General features: G+C 48.2%; 17 protein-coding genes. 13 read left to right on the top strand and 4 right to left on the bottom strand.

Annotated elements, in window-relative coordinates; genetic code table 11:
• The 6 genes from WMO25_RS04290 to WMO25_RS04315 all read left to right on the top strand — a co-directional run.
• The coding region (locus WMO25_RS04290; RefSeq protein WP_349084249.1) for a relaxase/mobilization nuclease domain-containing protein at positions 1-1,069 on the top strand (1,069 nt) is incomplete at its 5' end.
• 176 nt (positions 1,070-1,245) lie between these two features.
• Positions 1,246-1,458 (top strand): helix-turn-helix domain-containing protein, encoded by a 213-nt coding sequence (locus tag WMO25_RS04295; RefSeq protein WP_349084250.1) that lies wholly within the window; start codon positions 1,246-1,248, stop codon positions 1,456-1,458.
• A 69-nt stretch (positions 1,459-1,527) separates the two neighbouring features.
• Positions 1,528-3,030, top strand: a complete 1,503-nt coding sequence (locus tag WMO25_RS04300; protein ID WP_015564521.1) for a class I SAM-dependent DNA methyltransferase — start codon at positions 1,528-1,530, stop codon at positions 3,028-3,030.
• Positions 3,020-4,201 (top strand): restriction endonuclease subunit S, encoded by a 1,182-nt coding sequence (locus WMO25_RS04305; RefSeq protein WP_349084252.1) that lies wholly within the window; start codon positions 3,020-3,022, stop codon positions 4,199-4,201. Before WMO25_RS04300 ends, WMO25_RS04305 begins: the two co-directional genes overlap by 11 nt.
• 108 nt (positions 4,202-4,309) lie before the next feature.
• A complete protein-coding gene (gene xerA, locus WMO25_RS04310) occupies positions 4,310-5,293 on the top strand; it encodes a site-specific tyrosine recombinase/integron integrase (RefSeq protein ID WP_015564519.1) in 984 nt (327 codons plus the stop codon).
• A 13-nt stretch (positions 5,294-5,306) separates the two neighbouring features.
• Positions 5,307-5,843 carry a restriction endonuclease subunit S gene (locus WMO25_RS04315; protein WP_094762436.1) on the top strand — a complete coding sequence of 179 codons (537 nt, stop codon included), beginning with the start codon at positions 5,307-5,309 and terminating at the stop codon, positions 5,841-5,843.
• Here WMO25_RS04315 and WMO25_RS04320 read toward each other — a convergent pair.
• Positions 5,840-6,529 (bottom strand): restriction endonuclease subunit S, encoded by a 690-nt coding sequence (locus WMO25_RS04320; RefSeq protein WP_349084255.1) that lies wholly within the window; start codon positions 6,527-6,529, stop codon positions 5,840-5,842. The two genes, WMO25_RS04315 and WMO25_RS04320, sit on opposite strands and share 4 nt — an antisense overlap.
• Between WMO25_RS04320 and WMO25_RS04325 the strand changes: the two genes are divergently transcribed.
• Genes WMO25_RS04325 through WMO25_RS04350 form a run of 6 tightly spaced genes read left to right on the top strand, consistent with a single transcriptional unit; the run spans position 6,528 to position 16,021 of the window.
• A complete protein-coding gene (locus WMO25_RS04325) occupies positions 6,528-6,887 on the top strand; it encodes a hypothetical protein (RefSeq protein WP_015564517.1) in 360 nt (119 codons plus the stop codon). The genes WMO25_RS04320 and WMO25_RS04325 overlap by 2 nt on opposite strands.
• Positions 6,888-6,910: 23 nt before the next feature.
• A complete protein-coding gene (locus WMO25_RS04330) occupies positions 6,911-8,734 on the top strand; it encodes a GmrSD restriction endonuclease domain-containing protein (protein WP_227202768.1) in 1,824 nt (607 codons plus the stop codon).
• 16 nt (positions 8,735-8,750) lie between these two features.
• Positions 8,751-11,840, top strand: a complete 3,090-nt coding sequence (locus WMO25_RS04335; protein ID WP_015564516.1) for a type I restriction endonuclease subunit R — start codon at positions 8,751-8,753, stop codon at positions 11,838-11,840.
• A 25-nt stretch (positions 11,841-11,865) separates the two neighbouring features.
• The gene (locus tag WMO25_RS04340) at positions 11,866-13,257 is read left to right on the top strand and encodes an NYN domain-containing protein (RefSeq protein WP_349084258.1); all 1,392 of its coding nucleotides are present in this window, start codon (positions 11,866-11,868) and stop codon (positions 13,255-13,257) included.
• A gap of 29 nt (positions 13,258-13,286) precedes the next feature.
• A complete protein-coding gene (locus WMO25_RS04345) occupies positions 13,287-15,452 on the top strand; it encodes an ATP-dependent DNA helicase (RefSeq protein WP_349084260.1) in 2,166 nt (721 codons plus the stop codon).
• A complete protein-coding gene (locus WMO25_RS04350) occupies positions 15,410-16,021 on the top strand; it encodes a hypothetical protein (RefSeq protein WP_349084262.1) in 612 nt (203 codons plus the stop codon). Before WMO25_RS04345 ends, WMO25_RS04350 begins: the two co-directional genes overlap by 43 nt.
• A 276-nt stretch (positions 16,022-16,297) precedes the next feature.
• Here WMO25_RS04350 and WMO25_RS04355 read toward each other — a convergent pair whose 3' ends face one another.
• Positions 16,298-16,873: an SLOG family protein gene (locus WMO25_RS04355; protein ID WP_148336307.1), complete on the bottom strand. Its 576-nt coding sequence runs from the start codon at positions 16,871-16,873 to the stop codon at positions 16,298-16,300.
• A gap of 151 nt (positions 16,874-17,024) precedes the next feature.
• Here WMO25_RS04355 and WMO25_RS04360 point away from each other — a divergent pair, with 151 nt between their 5' ends.
• Positions 17,025-17,354, top strand: coding sequence for a helix-turn-helix domain-containing protein (locus tag WMO25_RS04360; RefSeq protein ID WP_006573527.1), 330 nt, complete (start codon positions 17,025-17,027; stop codon positions 17,352-17,354).
• Positions 17,355-17,715: 361 nt separating this feature from the next.
• On the opposite strand, the gene WMO25_RS04365 is transcribed toward WMO25_RS04360, so the two are convergent.
• Together WMO25_RS04365 and WMO25_RS04370 are read right to left on the bottom strand one after the other, a co-directional pair.
• Positions 17,716-19,488, bottom strand: coding sequence for an antirestriction protein ArdA (locus WMO25_RS04365; RefSeq protein WP_349084264.1), 1,773 nt, complete (start codon positions 19,486-19,488; stop codon positions 17,716-17,718).
• Between the two features lie 13 nt (positions 19,489-19,501).
• Positions 19,502-19,651: a transposon-transfer assisting family protein gene (locus tag WMO25_RS04370; protein WP_349084266.1), complete on the bottom strand. Its 150-nt coding sequence runs from the start codon at positions 19,649-19,651 to the stop codon at positions 19,502-19,504.
• Positions 19,652-19,658 lie beyond the last annotated feature (7 nt).

Raw genomic sequence — 19,658 nt, forward strand, 5'->3', positions numbered from 1 at the left:
GTATGTGCTGACCACTCACATTGACAAAGACCATGTTCATAACCATCTGATTTTCAATGCGGTTGACTTTGTGGACTACCACGCATACAAGAGCTACAAGCGGATTTACTATGATATGCGTGAGGTCAGCGACCGGCTCTGTAAGGAAAACGGTCTCTCTGTTATCCCTCCCTCTCAGAACAAAGGCATGAGCTACAAGGAGTACACCGAAGCCAAACGCGGCACGAGCTGGAAGCAAAAACTCAAGCAGACCATCGACCGGCTTGTCATCACAGCGAAGGACTACGATGATTTTCTGCGGCTCATGCAGGAAGCCGGTTATGAAATCAAGACCGGCAAATATATCTCCTTTCGCGCTGAAGGACAGGAGCGGTTTACCCGGTCTAAAACCATCGGAGAGAACTACACCGAGGAACGCATCAAGGAGCGGATTGCCGGACGGACGCCGCGCAGAAACCGGAGGCAGACCGTGCCGAATGGCATCTCCCTTATCGGAGATATTCAGGAGCGGATCAGGCTCATCGACAGCAAGGGCTATGAGTATAAAGCCAAGCTCACAATCCTCAAGGAAGCGGCACGGACGCTCAACTATCTCACGGAAAACAACTTGCTCCAATACGCTGATCTTGAGAAGAAGGTTGAGGATGTTCACGGCTCCTATGACCGCACCGGCAAGGAACTGAAAGCTGTGGAAGCACGTCTGCGTGAAGTCCAGCCGCTTATCAAGAATATCTCCAACTATCAGCGGCTCAAGCCCGTGTATGACGCCTTCCAGAAGGCGAAGGATAAGCCGAGCTTCAAGGCAAAGCACGAGGCAGAGCTTGTGATCTTTGAGGCGGCGCGAAGCACATTGCTTGCCATGCAGGGAGAAGAAAAGCTGCCGAGCTTGAAGACACTGCAAGCGGAACAGCAGAGACTTCTTGAAGAGCAGCAGCGGCTTTATGACGAACGTGCAAAACTCAAAAAGGAAGCACGGATGATCGACACCTTGAAGGCAAACGTGGACGATTTTCTCAAACCAAACACAGAGCGCGACCAAGAGCATCAGCGCAATTCTCAGCGCGAATAAAGAGAAAGGGCAAGGCGGCTTTCGTGAATAACTGCCTTGCCCTTTTTGAAAATCAAAACCATCAAGAACTTGCATCTTTTTTGTGAACTTGTGCATGAGATAATTGCATTCAAAGAGGTTTTCGTGTAAAATAGAACGGAAGTCATGATTAGCGGATGAGTTAAGGGGTGCGTATCATGGGAATCAGCTATAAAAAACTTTGGATGCTCCTGTTAGAACGTGACATAAAGAAGTCCACTTTCCGTCAAGAGCTTAACCTTGCATCCGGAACATGGACGAAACTGAATAAGGGGGAAGATGTGTCCCTCTCTATTTTGCTGCGCATTTGTGATTACTTGAACTGTGACATCGGAGATATATGTGAGGCTGTGCGAACGGACAAGAACTGAGTCCGGTTTTTCGTACAGCTCTTTTTGTAGAATAGTAAGTGTGAAACTATAACTTTGGAGGTTGCTGAAATGGCTGAAAATAACACAAGCAATATCGGCTTTGAAAAACAAATCTGGGACGCGGCTTGCGTCCTGCGCGGAAACATCGACGCATCCGAATATAAGTCGGTCGTTCTCGGACTGATTTTCCTGAAATACATTTCAGATCGCTTTGAAGCAAAGTACAAGGAGCTGGTTGAAGAAGGCGATGGATTTGAAGAAGACCAGGACGAATACACTGCCGAAAACATCTTCTTTGTCCCTGAGAATGCACGATGGAGCGCGATTGCTGCTGCCGCTCATACGCCGGAAATTGGCACGGTGATTGATGATGCAATGCGCAGTATTGAGAAAGAAAACAAGCGTCTCAAAGATATTCTTCCTAAGAACTTCGCCCGTCCAGAGCTGGACAAGCGGCGTCTTGGTGAAGTGGTTGATCTCTTCACCAATATTCAGATGATCGAGCATGGAAACAGCAAGGACATTCTTGGTCGCACATACGAATATTGCCTCTCCAAGTTTGCCGAGCAAGAAGGCAAACTTGCCGGTGAGTTCTATACTCCCTCTTGCGTTGTGCGTACCCTTGTTGAAGTGTTGCAGCCGTTTAATGGGCGTGTTTATGACCCGTGCTGCGGCTCTGGCGGTATGTTTGTTCAGTCCGCAAAGTTCATCGAAAATCACGGCGGCAACATCAACAAGATTTCTGTTTTTGGTCAGGACTCTAACCCGACCACATGGAAGATGGCGCAGATGAATCTTGCCATTCGCGGTATTGAAGCCGACCTCGGCAAGTTTAATGCGGACACATTCTTTAACGATTGTCACCCGCAGCTCAAGGCAGACTTTATTATGGCGAATCCTCCCTTCAATCTTTCTGGCTGGGGTGCAGATAAACTCGTTGATGATGTCCGTTGGCAGTATGGTACGCCTCCTGCTGGAAATGCAAACTTCGCGTGGTTGCAGCACATGATCTGGCATCTCGCTCCGAATGGACGTATCGGTATGGTGCTTGCAAATGGTTCGCTTTCTTCGCAGTCCGGCGGTGAAGGTGAAATCCGCAAGAACATTATCAATGCTGACCTTGTGGACTGTATCGTTGCAATGCCGACGCAGCTATTCTACACGACGCAGATCCCGGTATCGCTCTGGTTCCTTGCAAAGAACAAGAAGCAAAAAGGCAAAACGCTGTTCATCGACGCACGGAAACTCGGCACTATGGTTACGCGGAAGCTGCGCGAACTGACGGATGAAGACATCAAGAAAATTGCCGACACTTATAATGCCTTCGTTGATGGAACACTCGAAGATGAAAAGGGCTTCTGTGCTGTTGTCACTACACAGGACATTGCAAAGCAGGATTACATTCTCACTCCGGGACGCTATGTTGGTATTGAGGAACAGGAAGATGACGGCGAGCCGTTTGAAGAGAAAATGGGGCGTTTGACTTCTGAACTTTCTGAGCTTTTCGCAAAGTCCCATGAACTTGAGACGCAGATCAAAGAACGACTGGGGGCGATTGGATATGGGCTATGAAACGTATCGTATTGCTGACCTAATTGATGAAATTGCGATGGGTCCATTCGGATCAAATATTAAAGTCTCGTGTTTTGTGGATAGTGGCGTACCTGTCCTAAATGGTAGTAATCTTGAGGGCTTTTCTCTATCCGAAAAGACATTCCGCTATGTCACAAGGAAAAAAGCTGACTCTCTTAACAAGGCAAATGCACATCGCGGGGATATTGTAATAACACACAGAGGAACGCTTGGGCAAATAGTGTTTATTCCTCAAGATTCAAAATATGACCGGTATGTGATTTCGCAATCTCAGTTTAGGGTGCGATGCAACGACAAGGTTTTGCCCGAATACCTTGTCTATTACTTCCACACTCCAATAGGACAGCATAAACTTCTAAGCAATGCCTCACAGGTTGGCGTCCCTGCATTGGCGAGACCATCTTCGACCTTTCAACAGATTGAGGTCGTATTGCCTGAATTAAGTATTCAGAAATGTGTTGTCGAGATTATTTCCACAATCCAAAAAAAGATTGTGAACAATCAAGAGCTAAACGATAATTTACAGCAGCAAGCAGCCGCATTGTTTTCAAGCCTCTATGATCGGTCAAACACCGAGGTTAGATTCACCGATTTGATACAGATACTCGGCGGTGGGACACCGAAAACAGGCGAAAACACTTATTGGAACGGTAATATTGCCTTCTTTACCCCAAAAGATGTTGGCATACCATACACCCTTATCACAGAAAAGACTATCTCAAAAGAAGGTCTTTCACATTGTAACAGCCGACTGTATCCTGTGAACACCGTTTTCGTCACTGCAAGAGGCACTGTTGGTAAAGTTGGTATGTCCGGAGTTCCGATGGCCATGAACCAATCCTGCTACGCGCTTGTCGGTAAAGAGACGCATCAACTTCTTGTATATTTCTACACACTCAAAGCTGTTGATAGGCTCAAGCACAAAGCAAGTGGAGCTGTATTTGATGCGATTACCACCAGAGATTTTGAATCAGAGCAAATCATGAAACTCTCTGATGATGATGCTACGGCGTTTCTCCGTGTTGCAGAACCCATGTTTCAGGAGGTACTTAACAACAACATCGAAAACTTGCGACTTTCAACACTACGGGATTCATTGCTACCTAAGCTCATGTCCGGCGAGATTGATGTCTCCGCCGTCCAACTCTAAGCCGCTAAATTATCGTTTACCGTCTGAATAACTCTCACCAGTGGCGAGAGTTTTACAAAAGGGACTGCCACTGAATGTCGTTCTCTTACCTCGAAAGGAGACACGACAATGACAGAACAACTCATCACGGAGATACAGCGAAAAATGCTGCCGTATCTTAACAACGAACAACTCATGCACCTTCGGGATGCAATGGCTGAGACATTGGAAGGGGCAACGATCACCTATGATAGTGGCTCAATTCCAGCAGACGAAGCAGATGCAGTCGAAGCATTTATCACGGCAAAGCGGATCGAAGGCTGTTCGGAGAAAACCCTGAGCTACTACCGGAAGACGATTGAGGCTCTAATTGCCGGAGTTGGAAAGGCTGTGCGACAGATCACCACAGATGATTTGCGCCGCTATCTGACAAACTATCAAGTTCAGCGCAGGTCGAGCAAAGTGACCATAGACAACATCCGCCGGATACTGTCGAGCTTCTTCTCATGGCTTGAAGATGAGGATTTCATTGTGAAAAGCCCGGTACGCCGTATTCACAAAGTTAAGACTGCAAAGGTGGTCAAGGACACCTACACCGATGAAGTGTTAGAGCTGATGCGTGACAACTGCACAACAGCACGAGACTTGGCGATGATTGATCTTCTGGCTTCCTCTGGAATGCGTGTTGGTGAGCTGGTCACACTAAACCGCGAAGACATCAACTTCAATGAGCGCGAATGCGTTGTTATCGGCAAGGGTAATAAAGAACGATTGGTCTATTTCGACGCAAGGACGAAAATCCACCTTCAAAACTACCTTGAGGGGCGAACGGATGAAAACCCAGCTTTGTTTGTTTCCCTGAAAGCTCCCTTTGACCGATTGATGATTGGCGGAGTGGAGACACGCCTTCGGGAGCTGGGAAAGCGTCTGAATATCCCGAAGGTTCACCCTCACAAGTTCAGGCGTACACTGGCTACAACTGCCATAGACAAAGGAATGCCCATAGAGCAAGTCCAGCAGCTCTTAGGGCATCAGAAAATCGACACCACCATGCACTATGCAATGGTGAAACAGCAGAATGTGAAGCTGGCACATAGAAAATACATCGGTTAGGATGGTGGGTAGTATGAATGGAACAATATATATGCCCGTTGGTGAAGTTTGTTCGTCTATTTCGGACACTTATCGCGAAAAAAAGAATATGGTGACGCTTATCAATACCTCGGACGTTTTAGAGGGTAGAGTTCTCAACCACGAACGAGTTCCAAACTCCAATTTGAAAGGGCAGTTCAAGAAGACTTTTCAGCGAGACGATATTTTATATAGCGAGATCCGTCCACAGAACAGGCGGTTTGCCTATGTGGATTTTTCGCCCATAGACTATATCGCTTCAACTAAACTGATGGTAATTCGTGCAAAAAAGGATGTGGTATCTCCTAAGTACCTATACTATTTCTTGAAGAATAGTTCCACAGTTGCAGAACTTCAACTGTTAGCTGAAACGCGATCTGGCACATTCCCTCAGATTACATTTTCCGAAGTTGCCAATTTGACCATACCCGTTCCTTCGCTTGCTGTACAAGAAGTTATCGTACAAACGATGCAATGCCTCGAAGATAAGATCACCTGCAACGAGCAGATAAACGATAATTTAGCAGCTTAGAGCTGGACAGCAGACACATCGATCTCGCCAGACATCAGTTTGGGCAGCAAATTATCTCTCAATGTCGCAAGCGATTGATTCTGCTCTTCCAAAATACGTTGCTGTGCAAAGATAGGAGCGCAAAAGTCGCTGAATTTGGCAAGAGTTTCAGCGTCAGGAATAACCGCCGGGACATTTTTCATAGTGCTGCCAGATACTTCTTTGAATGTTGACCCGGATGCCATGCCTTCAATGACCGGGAGAGTGTTTTTCAAAAAGAAGTAAACAAATGGTGTTCCAATTTCCGGCTTAGGCACAACCGATTTGAAACCTTGATTTGTTGTTACTTCACCAGCGGCGATAGCAATATAACCTATTGGCGCACGAGATGAGAACAACACTGTTCCTTCTGGCATGATTGCTGCGCTGCTGTTCTTCAAACCAAGTTCAGTTATGTCATTCTCACCATGAGAAACGAACTTCGACTTGTTGATAGATAAATCTTTCGGGGTTATCCATGCTATACCGGACTCCGTGTAATACTCAGGTTTAGCTTTTGAAGGTGTACTGCCTCCAACAACAGTACCAAGATCGCTAATTGTTCCGATAGCCCATTCTGGATCAGCATTATCAACAAATAATTCTTGAAAATAGGATTGAGCTTGCTGCTCTAAATTATCGTTTACCTGATTTGGAGGTTGTACCATGTTTGATAAAGTTCAGGAGAGCTTGAAAAAAAGCAAAGACGAGCGCCAGAAAAAGCGTCTTGAAAAGGAACGGGTTCGTCTTGAGAAAGCCGCAGCAGAAGCAGTTCGTGAGAAAGAGCGGCTTCAACAGGAGGCGGAAAAGATACAGGCTGAAAAAGACCGTCTTCTCTCCCTCGATGATAAGGGGCTGATGGTAGAATTGATTCTGGCAGTGCGAGGTCTATACTCACAAATGGAGTACATTCAAAGTCAGCAGGCTTCTTTATCCGAGCGGGTTGACGATATTGAGTCGGACATCTCTTCCATCCGCAGCGATATTTCAGATTTGGAAAGCAGACTGGGCTCGTCCGATCAGTAAAACTCAATGAAGGAGGCGCAGACGTGATTATTTCACCACAATCTCTTGATACAAACCTAAGTCAGCTTTTAGCGGAGGTTAAGTCCGGCTCAATGCAGTTGCCGGAGTTTCAGCGCGACTGGACTTGGGATGATAACCGAATTAGAGGAATTATCGCCAGTTTGTCGCAAGGCTACCCTATGGGTGCCATTATGCGGCTACAATACGGTAATCCGGACATTCAATTCAAATACCGCACAATTACGGGCGTAAAAGGCGTCTCAGTAAAGCCGGAGCATTTGATTCTTGATGGACAGCAGCGACTTACTTCCATCTATCAGGCAACATCCTCTAAAGAGCCGGTCTCGACCAAAACAGAAAAAGGCAAGGCTATTAAGCGTTATTACTATCTCTCAATGGAGAAGTGCCTTGACGATGATGAGGATCGTTTTGATGCAGTCTTGTCTATTCCGGAAGACCGCAAGATCAAAGAAAACTTTGACCGTGATGTGAAGCTCGACCTCTCAACCAGAGAATATGAATACGAGAATAAGCTGTTCCCGGTCAATATTGTGTTCGATAGCAACGCCGTTATGGACTGGTTCATGGGCTACATGACGCACTATGGAATGAAGCCGGAGGCAATGGACGAGTTCAAGCGTTTTCAGGCGGATGTGCTGAATACAATTTCCGGGTATAAGCTGCCTGTGATTACGCTGGACAAGTCCACGCCGCGAGAGGCAGTGTGCAAGGTGTTTGAGAACGTCAATACCGGTGGTGTTCCTCTCACGGTGTTTGAGCTTGTTACCGCAACTTATGCCACAAGAGACTTTGACCTGAGAAAAGACTGGGTGCAGTGTCGAAATACAATTTGCGGTTTCGGTGACACGCTGAGAACAGACCTGTTCGATGGGATTGATGAGACTACCTTCCTGACAACGGTTTGTCTCTTTACAAGCTATTTGAACAAGCAGTCTGGAAAGACAAACACAATCTCCTGCAAAAAGAAAGATGTTCTGGGACTTCCTTATGAATCGTACATAGCGAACCGGGATGCAGTGCTGTCTGGGTTCAAAATCGCAAAGGAGTTTCTTCTTCGGGATCAGTGCGTTTTCCGTCAAAGAGATTTGCCCTATACAACGCAGTTGATTCCACTTGCGGCAATCTGCGCTGTTCTCGGAAAATCCAAATGCAATGAGCCAAACACAATCAAAACTCTTTCTCGGTGGTATTGGTGCGGGATTTTGGGTGAGATGTATGGCGGTGCGAACGAAACCCGCTATGCCTATGACATTGAGGACATGGTTGAAGAGGTCAATGGACGTCCGAATGCAATGCACACGATTAACAGCGCAGTCTTTTCTTCTACGCGGCTGCTAACCCTTCAAACTCGCTTGAGCGCGGCATATAAAGGTATAATGGCTCTTCTTTACAAGGAGAAGTGTCGTGACTTTATGAACAACACGACGATTGACATTGTAAACAGTATGCTTGAGTCTCCGGATATTCACCATATATTCCCCGAAGCATATTGCGAGAAAATGGGCATCAAGCGCGAACGGTATAATTCCATCATTAACAAGACCCCGATTCTTCCAGCCACCAACCGCTCGATTGGCGGAAATGCGCCGAGTGAGTATCTGGGGGCAATTCTAAAGAAGGTTGATGGACTGACCGAGAATGAGTTGCAAGCACGGGTGGAATCGCACTTTATCAACTATGCAGAATTGAAGGCAGATGACTTCAATGGCTATTTCATCGACAGAGCAAAAAGCCTTCTAAACCTAATTGAAAAAGCGATGAATAAGCCCGTCACTGACAGAGATGCAGAAAACACGCTGGATCAGTTCGGGGCGAGTCTGGCGTAAAAGGGAGTGACAAACTATGGCAGGATATTTTACAGAATCAAATTACGAGAACGCTGTCTTGCAGCTTCTCAATGAAGAACTGGGCTATAACTATATCTATGGACCGGACGTGGAGCGCGATTATCACTCGCCGCTTTATGAGGATGTTCTGCTGCCTTCCTTGCAGCGGATCAACAAGAGCCTGCCTATGGACGCTCTGACGGAGGCAATCTATAAGCTCAAGAACTTTGAAACTGGAACGCTCTTGCAGAAGAACATGGTCTTTATGGACTACCTCCAAAACGGAGTCCCGGTAAAATACTATGACAAGGGTGAAGAACGCTCTACCCTTGTTTACCTTGTAGACTTCAAAAATCCTGCCAGTAACGAGTTCACAGTTGCGAATCAATGGACTTTCATTGAGAACTCCGAAAAAAGACCAGATGTGATTCTCTTTGTCAATGGTCTCCCGCTCGTCATTGTGGAGTTGAAGTCTCCGTCCCGCGAAGAAACCGACGCTTCCGCAGCATACCGCCAGCTCCGGAACTATATGTATGAGATCCCCTCTATGTTCATTTATAATGCGGTATGTGTCATGAGCGACTTGACCACTTCAAAGGCTGGTACAATCACGTCCGGCGAAGACCGCTTTATGGAGTGGAAAACAACAGACGGCAGCTATGAGAATACGCAACACGCATCATTTGACACATTCTTTGTAGGACTGTTTGAGAAGACCCGCTTCCTTGACATCGTGAAAAACTTCATCTGCTTTAATGTGGATGGACAGAATACATTCAAGATACTCGCTGGGTATCATCAGTATTTTGCAGTCAAAAAGGCGATTGAGTCTACGAAGCACGCGACTGTGACAGACGGCAAGGGCGGCGTCTTCTGGCATACACAGGGCAGCGGAAAATCGTTGTCTATGGTCTTCTATGCTCATTATCTGCAAGAAGCGTTAGAAAGCCCCACTATCGTTGTCATTACCGACCGTAACGATCTGGACGACCAGCTTTACGGACAATTCGCCCGCTGCAAGGACTTCCTCCGGCAAACGCCGCAGCACGCTGAGAGCCGCAAGAATCTGAAAGAACTGCTTGCAAACAGACAGGCAAACGGCATAATCTTCACGACCATGCAGAAGTTTGAAGAAAGCAACGAAGCTCTTTCGGAACGCCGGAACATTATCGTGATGGCTGATGAAGCGCATCGTGGGCAATATGGTCTCAATGAGAAGGTTGTGGTCAAGCAGAAGGACAACGGCGAAGTCGAGGCGAAAACCGTTATCGGCACTGCCCGCATTATAAGAGACACGCTTCCTAATGCGACCTACATTGGATTCACCGGAACACCGATCTCCACAAAAGATCGCAGCACACGAGAAGTCTTCGGTGATTACATCGACATCTATGATATGACACAGGCAGTTGAAGACGGAGCTACAAGACCCGTCTATTACGAGAGCCGTGTGATTCACCTGAAACTCGACGAGAACACCCTCCATCTGATCGATAATGAGTATGATATTATGGCTGACAACGCCGATCCGTATGTCATTGAAAAGAGCAAAAAGGAACTTGGTCAGATGGAAGCAATCCTCGGTGCCGACCAGACGATCAATTCCTTGGTAAATGACATTCTTGATCATTACGAGAATTACCGTGAGAATATCCTGACCGGCAAGGCGATGATCGTTGCTTATTCGCGTCCCATAGCAATGAAGATTTATAAGCGCATTCTTGAGCTACGCCCAGCGTGGACGGAAAAGATTGCAGTGGTCATGACGCAAGGCAATAACGATCCCGAAGAATGGCGTGAGATTATCGGCAACAAAGCTCATAAGGACGATATGGCGCGGAAATTCAAAGACAACAACTCTCCGCTGAAAATCGCCATCGTCGTGGATATGTGGCTGACCGGCTTTGATGTTCCCTCCCTTGCTACGATGTATGTCTATAAGCCGATGGCTGGACACAACCTGATGCAAGCTATCGCCCGCGTCAATCGTGTCTTCAAAGATAAAGAAGGCGGTTTGGTTGTCGATTACGTTGGTATTGCGGCTGCACTGAAACAGGCAATGAACGACTATACTGCCAGAGACAAGAAGAACTATGGTGATACAGATGTAAGCAAGGCTGCATATCCGAAGTTCCTTGAAAAGCTCTCTATTTGCAGAGATTTGTTCCACGGATTCAGTTATGAGAAATTCATGACCGGAAGCGACCTTGACAGGGCGAAGCTCATCAGCGGCGGAGTGAACTTCATACTCGGCAAGAGTGTTGCAGAGTACGAGCTTCCCGACCATGAGAAGACACAGAATGTGTTTATCAAAGAAGCCCTGCTTCTCAAGCAGGCACTTTCGCTGTGCAGCAGCTTGGTAGACGAGCAAACTCGCATGGAGGCAGCTTTCTTCGAGTCCGTAAGAACAATGACCGTGCGCTTGGTTTCAGGCGGTACCGGAAAGAAGTTTACGCTTCCGGAAGTAAATGAGCGCATTAACGAGCTTTTGAAGCACAGTATCAAAAGCGAAGGCGTTATCAACCTTTTCTCTGATGTCCAGACTGAGTTTTCGTTGTTCGATCCGAAGTTCCTTGAAGAAGTGGCAAACATGAAGGAGAAGAATCTTGCAGTCGAACTCCTGAAAAAACTGATTTCCGAACAGGTCTCTGTTTACCGCCGAACAAATATCGTCAAGTCTGAGAAGTTCTCCGAAATCATTCAGAGCGCAATGAACCGCTATTTGAACGGAATGCTGACCAACGAGGAAGTCATTCAAGAATTACTCAAGCTGGCGAAAGACATTGCCGCTGCTGCCGCCGAGGGTGAAAAACTCGGATTGACAGCGGACGAACTTGCTTTCTATGATGCTCTGACGAAGCCGCAAGCAATCAAGGACTTTTACGAGCATGATGAGCTTATTGCTATCACGAAAGAACTGACAGATTTGCTTCGCAAAAACCAGACAATAGACTGGCAAAAGAAAGAGAGCGCAAGAGCAGGAATGCGCCGTCTTGTCAAAAGACTGCTGAAAAAACACAAATATCCGCCTGAGGGTATGGATGATGCTGTCCAGACTGTCATGAGCCAGTGTGAGATGTGGACAGACAATGTAATGACCGCTTAACTCCCCTACGAGAAAGGAGTAGATTATGGGCAATTCAGTCATGTTGAATGGCGTCGAATATGCCGGAGAGCAGATTGCCTACAAAGACAGCACCTATGAGCTTGTGTCAAAGGTCGCCTACCTGATCGGCGTCCCGCTTCGTATTTTCCAAAATGAACACGAGCCGCCGAAGATAGAGATATACAACCGGCTTGAACAGGATAAAAATGCCCGCATCATTCGTAATCTATGTATCATCCGCACCGCCATTGAGCGCAATTACCGGAAAATAAATGACATCATGCGGATGGAATACCGTGGGCTTCTTTCGATGCCTGAGATTCTTCCAATGTCCAGTATGCAGCAGCTTTCAAATGACGGAATCAGCTTTATCAAAAAGTCGAGTACAAAGCTCTGCCACCACATTATCGAGATCAACCGGCTGATTACAGACCGCATTAACAACTGCAAAAGCCTCTTTCCAATCTGGATTAACTGGTCGTACATAAAAGAGCTGTTCATCATGCCAAACGGCTTGACAGAGGACGGAACGAAAGATGCTGCGGACATCTATTACGCAAGTCTCTCCTACTACCCCTATCAAATGTATATCAACTGGGTACCGATGGACGAGGGTAATGTCCTCTATAACGATAAGAAGTTTGCTACCCTGCTTTATCAATGGCATTGCGACGCCTTCACGGAATACAGTAAAGTCTCTGATGCAGGGGCTTTTGTAAAAAACAATATCTACGACTTCATAGATGATAGCGAGAAAACCGTATTAGTAGTGGACTGCGAAAACTCTGACCCGTACAAGCTGTGCGCCACGCTAAAAAATCTTGATTATGAGGTCATGCAGAAGATTACGGCGATCATTCTCTTTGATGACGTGCATACTGCTACGGCATGGCGGATTCTTGAAAACTACATCCGCATCCCCGTTGAACATATCATGATTGAGCGGATCAAGCAGAACAAATCACTGGTAGACATTAAGCTCACTGCAAGAGCCTGTCAGGAACACTACCAGAAGCAAGTGGATTCCTTCGTCATTGTCTCAAGCGATTCCGACTACTGGGGGCTTATCTCTTCCTTGCCGGACGCCAGATTCCTTGTCATGATTGAGCGGGAAAAATGCGGACCGGATATGAAGGCGGCACTCGCAGAATCCGGGATATTCTACTGCTATCTGGATGACTTCTACTCTGGCAACAGCGAGGACATCAAGAAAAACGCACTATTCAAGGAGATGTACCGCTGGATTGACAACTCCGTTCACCTGAACGTCAACGATATGTTTGACGCTGCTCTGCGAAACACGAGGATCGAAATGTCTCCCGCAGAGCGGCGGCAGTTCTATGAGAAGCACATCAGACACATGACGCTGACCATCGACGAGAACGGAAACGTCAGCATTGAACTGAAACGCGGATAGCCTTGGTTTCTATTCCGGGAGGAATGTGGATGGACAACAGATTCTATTTTGGATTCAATACATTGGAGGAACGGAAAAAGCGCAGAAAAGCAGAGCTGTACTCCATGAGTGAGCAAGTCAGCACCTTCTTTTGGGATGAAGCCCCGCAGCATGGTTTGGAAATGCGTGAGGGACAGCAGGATATGTCCTTTGAGATTGTGGACGCCCTCATAAACGATCAGCATTTTGCGATTGAAGCTGGCGTGGGCATTGGAAAGTCCTTTGGCTATCTTGTGCCGGTGCTGCTGTACAGCAAACGCATGAACAAGCCGGTTATCATCGCAACCTCGACCATTGCGCTTCAAGAACAGCTCTGGCGCGATGTCCACGCGGTAATGCCTCTTCTTGGGCTGAACAGAGATGTTATCCTCGCAAAAGGACAGACCCATTATCTCTGCAACAAACGCGCAGATGAGTATATGTGTGACCCGAAAGCAGACCCACCGGACGCGCTCAAAGAAGGAATCAAGCAAGGGTATGAGGAACGCAAGGATTTCCCGGAGGTTTTGCCGCAAGGCGTCTGGGACAAGGTAAATGTTCAGCGGTTCAGCATGAAGAATTGCGGCTCCTGTGAAAAGAAGTGCAAGTATTACAAAGTCCGCGCAGCATTAAAGCTTACGGATGGAGTGGTACTGTGCAATCAGGATTTTCTAACCCAGCATGTCATGAAACTCCGGCGCGGTCAGGACGGGCTGATTAACGCCGCCGCTGATCTGCTTGTCGTGGATGAAGCACACAACTTGGATGATAAGGTGCGGAGTGCCACAACGGAGCGTTTCGGGCAAGGTATGCTCTTTGGAATGATTAAGAGCGCATTCTATGAGCTGCGATCCTCCGATCAAAGCAGTGTGTCCAAAGAAAAGCGAGAGGCAGAAAGCGCAATCATCGCCTTCTATAACTGCCTGAAAGCACAAGTCCAAAAGCAGATCAACGATGCAGAGCAGGATATGCGCTATGCTGACCGCTTTTTCTTTGACCAAAACGGCAGCGCAGTTGAGCTGCTTACTGAAATGAACGCCGCCATACATAACCTTTCGTCCAGCATTCAGATTTATTCCAGCATGGATTTCAGAAACAACCGTTCCTTTGCTGCCTCTGATGATCTGGATGCCGTCAGCGAATCCCTTTCGGAGCTTCTTGACCGGATAGATGATATGTTGATCTGGATTGAGCAGCACGGCAGCAACACGGAACTTGTCTATTGCCCTAAAAACACAAGAGAAATTGTGAGCCGCCTATACTTCAATGGTGATGAAAGAACCATCTTGACCTCTGCCACGCTGACGAACGCCACGAGCGGGTCTCTGGAAGAACAGTATTCTTACTTTATCAGCAATACCGGCTTTCCCGCTGGTGACCGCGGCTGCTTATCCGAACCAAAGCCTTCCCCATATCCATACGATGAACACGCCATGATCTACTATTGCGACGATCTCCCGCACCCGACCAGAGAACATGAAGCCTTTATTGAAAAGGGTGTGGAGCGACTGCTTGAGATCCTGAGCATTTCCAATGGAAAGGCACTCGTGCTGTTTACGGCAAAGACCGACATGGAAGAGGTCTACTCCATTCTCAGCGAGAAAAATCTTCCGTACAAAATCCTGATGCAGCAGCCGGGATCGTCGCAGGACAAGGTGCTGAATGAGTTTAAGGAAGATACAAACTCCGTGCTTCTGGGGACGGGCGCATACTGGGAAGGTATCAGCATTGAAGGAAAAAGCCTTTCCAATGTGATCATTTTCCGGCTTCCGTTCCCTGTCCCCGATCCAATTATCGAGTATAAGTGTTCCGTCGCAAAGGATGCCCTGATGGATGTCCGCGTTCCCGAAATGATTATCAAGCTCAAGCAGGGCATCGGGCGATTGATCCGCAATTTCACAGACACCGGCATTGTCTGCATTATCGACCGAAGACTGCGGGATGAGCCGCCGGAACGCTATCATGACATTACATGGGACTCCCTGCCTATCAAAAATCGGACAAGCAGTTTGGACGAACTTAGGAAGTTTTACGAAGGTCTGCCCTCGCCAAGGAATGATGATACAAACGGCAGTCTCTTCGGAAACATAGAGCAGCCCCCCAAAAAACGACAATCAGAAAACGGAGGTGTATCATGTTGTACAATGAAAATCTGCACGAAGAAGAACAACATCTGATCCAGCAGATTGCCGAGCAAACAGAGAGAGGTAAAATCGGCTGGGAACTGACGGAGTATAATCCGCTGTCATTTCTGAATGAGGACAAGATAGACAAAAACCCAGCAGTAATCTGTCAGTCCTTCTCCTTTGAAGCGATCATCGGCGGCTCCCGTTTCGAGCTTGATGTCATGGAGAATATTGATGTGCCGTCCGGTATGGGAGACTACACCATAACCTTGACGCGGGATGAAACCGAAAATTATCTTAAAATTGAGGATGCACTTTCCTTTGACTGTGACCGCTATGAATGCACACCGGAGGAAGTGGCAGAGCGATTTGCGGACAGCCCCATTGTCCGCCTCTGCAACGCCATCATTCCCGCCACGCTTGGGCAGGAGGATTTAGAAGAGGTCTTCACATGGGCAAGGTTTTTCAACGAGACTGGCATTTCTTCAAAGCTGATGAATCATCCTCTGACCAAGCTCTGTGAAAAGCTGTTCGACGAACACCGTCTGATGGACTTCCATCGCTGCGTCTTGGATGTGGACTATCGAAAGCTGCTCCTAAATGAACTGGCTCATAACTAAGACACGGAAAAACGCCCCCGACACTGTGCCAGACGCACAGTGCCGGGGGCGTTCCCGTTTCCAGCGATTTATTTTTCCCTCGGCAATGGACTGTCCATAAGGTGACACTTTCCGTTTTGCGAAGCCGCGAAAATTCGATGTGTTCCGTGGAGATGTTCACTGGGCAGCATACGCCGTACACGTTTCCAATAATCACTGAGTAATGCAATGTGTATTCGCTATCGGGAAATACTTCACGGTTTTCACAACGCATGATTCAGGAGTGGGATTTTTGCCTTATTCCCGCGTGACATCAAGGGAAACCGGATTGATGACGATGATGGTCTTGCCCTTTTTGTGGGCATATCTCACGGTATTCCCGGTACCGCTGGGGCATCCATTCCATACTGCGAGAATATAATCGGCGTGATCGACCATGTACCGATTTCTCTTGTCCATGCAGTCCGGCGTGTACTCCCGTTGCAGCATGGTCTCCTTGTCACACTTTGCCGCGATATTATAATACCGTTCCCGTGAAGCCACAGACCATTTGATCGCTTGTGTCTCACAAGGGATTGCGCTTTCCAGAGTAATGTGAGGGTATTTTGATTTCAAATCGAGTACAATTTCCGCAGCATACATATCGACGCCAAGAGCCATGCCCGTAATAAAATGCGTGACACCCTCGTTCTCGATGAGTGCTACAATCTGATCCCGCATAACAGATTTCAAAGAAGTACAACGCTTATCGGATTCATCAAAGCCGAACGGAAGACTCTGCGGTCTATGACCGGTAAACGCACAAGTCTTGCCTTGAACGGATTGCTTTTCAGCTTTTTGAGCAGACTTTCTAAACTCAATAATGCGCGACATGACACCCCTTCTTTCACTCTTTTGGTAGGTAACTCCATTCTATCACCCTCATCACGGACAGTCAACGCATTGTCGTTAGTAAAATCAACGACGGCGTACCGTGGATAATGACACCGCCGTTAGGTACACTAAATGCAAAGGTGGTGAGGCTATGCGAGAGAAGAAGGACATCAATATTGAAATCGGCGGCAATATTCAAGTGGCAAGAGAACAGGCGGGCTATACGCAGGACACGCTCTCAGAAATGCTTGGCATGACGCCGAATCACCTGAGCGCTATTGAGCGTGGTGCTTCCGGTATTTCTCTTGAAGCCTTGCAGCGTCTTTGCCGTTTGCTGGGCGTCAGTGCGGACCGAATTATCTTTGGGACCGATGAGCCAGAAGCGGAAGCCCTTGCGCTTGCCAGACGTATTTCGGATATAAAGCCGGAATACCGGCAACAGGTTCAAGAGCTGCTGTCCGCTATTTTGAATATGTCATAAAAAAAGAGCCTCTGCCGACACCCAAAACGGGCATCGACAGAGGCTTTTGGTTCGTTTTCCGGGCATTCAAACAAGTGCCGAAATCGACACTTATTCTCGCTCTATTGCTGGAACTGTGCGGGGAATATAATCACACTGGGCGGTCATTCCTCGTCGCTCTGAGGCTTGCAATCACAGGCTATTTCGACCCCTAACTGTCTACACTGCGATGCCTTGCGGGAGAAGTGCGGACAGGCGATGAGATCCGCACGGAAGCTCTGCTTGCAGCTATGGACGCAGCGGACGCAGAAGCGGTTATACTTCCGGCGTCCGCTGTCCCCGATGAAGAACGACCACTCCTGCCGCCATTTCTGACTTCTGCTCACAACTCAATCTCTCCTTTGTGCTTTTTGGGAGGGCAGCATTCCTTCTGCTTTACACCCTTTGCAGCCTTGAGTCTGTCCATGATAGAGGACTTCTCGCGGGTTTCGGGGGCTTTGGCATCAAGGGTCTTGTCTTCCTTTGGACCGTTATTGATGATCCCATCAATCATGCCGTAGTCATCCTCCATCGACATCTCCGCTGCCTTGAGGTAGTTTTCCTTCTCAAGAGCTGCCATCCAGCTTTCCTTGCTGATACCGAGCATTCCGCCCTTTGCCGCATGATCGGCAATCTCCTTGGCATCCACGCACAAGCCCTCGGTGTTATCGGAATAAAGACGGTAAACCTCGCACCCCTTCTCCAAAGCCTTCTCAGCCGCCTCCTGACCGGCGGGAAGAACGCCAGCCCATGCGTAGCCGTAGTCCTTCATATCCTGAACGGAGAGCGCGGGATCGGGCATTTCCGGCACTTCCTTGACCTCAAGGTCAAGGAGGCGGAGCGTGTCATCGTCAAAGCCGTTGTAGACATCATCGAGGACGAGCTTGCCGCGTTCATCGACAATGATACAGGCAGCTTCATCGCCGTAGGTGTCATGCTCCATCAGGTAAAAGCTGTGACCGCCGACCTCGTGCTGGTCAATGGTGTGCCACGTCCCGATGTGACCGGCAACCGTCAGCCCGGAGGTATCGGCGTTCATCTCAAAGTCCTTCTGCTCAATGCTCTCCTGCTTCTGCTGCTCCTTCGAGATCATGGGGATCGCCACAATCTTATCGCCCAGCTTGACAAACTGCTCCGGCACTTTGAAGTGGTCAGAGAACTTCTGCATCTGCTCTACGGTCAGAGAACCGAAGCTGTCATCCGTCAAGCCGACCACCATGAATGTTCCGGCAACAACGTCGTAGATGTCACCGTCCTCATCACGCAGAGCGCGGTTCAGGGGCAGCCCTTCCAGCTTGCCTTCCTCATTACAGACTAAAGCAACAGGGTCTTCGTAGGGATAAATCGCCTCGATGCAGCCGCCGACCTCATGCTGCAAGGACTTGAGATCCGAGTCAATCTCCTTCACATAAGGCTCCTTTCCCGGCTCAACGACGAGAACGGCGATGGTGCTGTCACGCTCGGCGGCTTCCCCTGAGCCGGTAATCCGGTATTCATCGGGAATATCATCAAGCTCCCCGTTAAACTGCCTGTCCCAGCGTTCGCTTGCGACACGGACATAGCCCTCATCGGTGAAGCGTCCCTGCTCATCCATCGCAATGTCGCGCCCATAGCGTTCATAGTCGATGTAGTCTGCCAACGGTCCGAGATCCTTTTCGGAGTAAATACCAATTTCGTGAGCGTAGTAATAGCCAAGATCGGACTCGTCATTGATACCGGGCATGATGTCGTAGCAGTCCAGATTGAACGTCAGGTTGATGAGATCGTCGATGTCGCTGACCTCATCGCAGCCAGCCTCCATAATGGCAGCGAGCTTTTCCTGATCGCTCAGGGAAAGCTCGTCAATCAAAGCGGCAAGGTAGTTGAGCTTATCAAGGCTCTCGTACTCGCCAAGCATCTTCTGAACGCCATAGATCGGGCATTCGTAGTCGGTGATAAACCACTCTTCGTAGGGCTGACCGAAATCATCCTGCTTGCCGATCCCGATACGCTCAAAGACCTTCTGCATCTCTTCCTCGGTGGTGGGGAGCTTCACCCACTCACCGACCAGCATACCCTCGTTGTATTTGCCAAGGTTCGTGACGAAGGCTTCAAAATCACCGTCTAATACGGGCATAGACATCCTCCTTTCAGTCATCCACCATGCCGTCCGGCATGATATACAATTCCTCAAACTCCGCGTCGGTCATGACTTCGAGCTTCCGGACGGTCTTATACATCAGCTCTGCGATCTCACCGTCCATGTCGTTCAGGGTGACGCTCTTCATATCGTTAATCAGCCGCTTC

Origin of the sequence: Coprococcus intestinihominis, assembly GCF_040096555.1 — a bacterium.
Taxonomy (GTDB): Bacteria; Bacillota; Clostridia; order Lachnospirales; family Lachnospiraceae; genus Coprococcus_A; species Coprococcus_A intestinihominis.

Coding starts and splice junctions, on each gene's coding strand:
- WMO25_RS04355 (WP_148336307.1), bottom strand. CDS start 16,873: ATGTCGCGCATTATTGAGTTTAGAAAGTCTGCTCAAAAAGCTGAAAAG.
- WMO25_RS04340 (WP_349084258.1), top strand. CDS start 11,866: ATGGGCAATTCAGTCATGTTGAATGGCGTCGAATATGCCGGAGAGCAG.
- WMO25_RS04360 (WP_006573527.1), top strand. CDS start 17,025: ATGCGAGAGAAGAAGGACATCAATATTGAAATCGGCGGCAATATTCAA.
- WMO25_RS04325 (WP_015564517.1), top strand. CDS start 6,528: ATGTTTGATAAAGTTCAGGAGAGCTTGAAAAAAAGCAAAGACGAGCGC.
- WMO25_RS04350 (WP_349084262.1), top strand. CDS start 15,410: ATGTTGTACAATGAAAATCTGCACGAAGAAGAACAACATCTGATCCAG.
- WMO25_RS04315 (WP_094762436.1), top strand. CDS start 5,307: ATGAATGGAACAATATATATGCCCGTTGGTGAAGTTTGTTCGTCTATT.
- WMO25_RS04305 (WP_349084252.1), top strand. CDS start 3,020: ATGGGCTATGAAACGTATCGTATTGCTGACCTAATTGATGAAATTGCG.
- WMO25_RS04335 (WP_015564516.1), top strand. CDS start 8,751: ATGGCAGGATATTTTACAGAATCAAATTACGAGAACGCTGTCTTGCAG.
- WMO25_RS04365 (WP_349084264.1), bottom strand. CDS start 19,488: ATGCCCGTATTAGACGGTGATTTTGAAGCCTTCGTCACGAACCTTGGC.
- WMO25_RS04320 (WP_349084255.1), bottom strand. CDS start 6,529: ATGGTACAACCTCCAAATCAGGTAAACGATAATTTAGAGCAGCAAGCT.
- xerA (WP_015564519.1), top strand. CDS start 4,310: ATGACAGAACAACTCATCACGGAGATACAGCGAAAAATGCTGCCGTAT.
- WMO25_RS04300 (WP_015564521.1), top strand. CDS start 1,528: ATGGCTGAAAATAACACAAGCAATATCGGCTTTGAAAAACAAATCTGG.
- WMO25_RS04295 (WP_349084250.1), top strand. CDS start 1,246: ATGGGAATCAGCTATAAAAAACTTTGGATGCTCCTGTTAGAACGTGAC.
- WMO25_RS04345 (WP_349084260.1), top strand. CDS start 13,287: ATGGACAACAGATTCTATTTTGGATTCAATACATTGGAGGAACGGAAA.